The organism is Pseudoalteromonas sp. GABNS16E (assembly GCF_028598715.1).
Taxonomy (GTDB): domain Bacteria; phylum Pseudomonadota; class Gammaproteobacteria; order Enterobacterales; family Alteromonadaceae; genus Pseudoalteromonas; species Pseudoalteromonas atlantica.
Map to the genome: position 1 here is coordinate 1 of NZ_JAQREZ010000180.1, position 333 is coordinate 333.

Below are 333 nucleotides of genomic sequence, written 5' to 3' on the forward strand. Positions count from 1 at the left end.
GGTATCAACAAGGTAAATTCGAAATATGGAATGGACTAAATTTACTCGGTGTCGATGGGGTTGTGTGGAGAACGACTGATACTGCTCAAAACCGTGAAAAGTATGGCTCTGGTAGTACTCAGTATGGGCACACGGCATTTCCTCAAATCCGCATGGTGTGCCAAATGGAGCTGACAAGCCACCAACTCATTAATAGCGCGTTTGACAAATACAAATCGAATGAAATGGTGCTAGCAGAGCAGCTAATTAGCGATACGCCTAATCATTCACTGACCCTTTTTGACCGTGGTTTTTATTCCTTAGGCTTACTCCATCAATGGCAACTCGCTGGAG

1 protein-coding gene is annotated in these 333 nt (G+C 44.4%); it reads left to right on the forward strand.

What is annotated here, in order from left to right; genetic code table 11:
• Positions 1-333, forward strand: a 333-nt coding sequence (locus PSI06_RS21200; RefSeq protein WP_273604841.1) for a transposase, incomplete at both ends; no start/stop codon positions are given.